At 45.8% G+C, this 461-nt stretch carries 2 tRNA genes; both read left to right on the top strand.

The features are described 5' to 3' along the window. Nucleotides 1-97: 97 nt before the first annotated feature. Nucleotides 98-174 (top strand) — tRNA-Ile (locus tag Q0698_RS13280). Nucleotides 175-229: 55 nt separating this feature from the next. Beyond that, nucleotides 230-305, top strand: a tRNA-Ala gene (locus tag Q0698_RS13275). The last annotated feature ends 156 nt before the right edge of the window (nt 306-461 follow it).

Raw genomic sequence — 461 nt, 5'->3', positions numbered from 1 at the left:
TAGGGGAACCTGGGGTTGGATCACCTCCTTAATCGAAAGCAACATCCTCAAGTACTCACACTTATTGTCTGATTGAAATGTGTTATTGAGACCTATCGGGTCTGTAGCTCAGTTGGTTAGAGCGCACCCCTGATAAGGGTGAGGTCGGCAGTTCAAATCTGCCCAGACCCACCATTCCTGTTAGTCCCCGTATTAACTGTGAAGCGACTGATAGGTTCTTTTGTGACTTGGGGCTATAGCTCAGCTGGGAGAGCGCCTGCCTTGCACGCAGGAGGTCAGCGGTTCGATCCCGCTTAGCTCCACCATTCACGAATCTCAATCTCGAAAGAGAAATCAATTAATTGAGCATTGGCAACAGTGTCCAACTATTTGGTTTTACACCAAGTTCTTTAACAAGGTAATAATGAAGCTGAAGAAATTCACAATAAAACTGTGATCTTGACGAGTTCAAATCAAGCGAC

Origin of the sequence: uncultured Umboniibacter sp., assembly GCF_947497555.1 — a bacterium.
Classification (GTDB): domain Bacteria; phylum Pseudomonadota; class Gammaproteobacteria; order Pseudomonadales; family DSM-25080; genus Umboniibacter.
The sequence above is the reverse complement of the archived record's forward strand: the minus strand, read 5'-3'. Positions and strand labels throughout refer to the sequence as shown.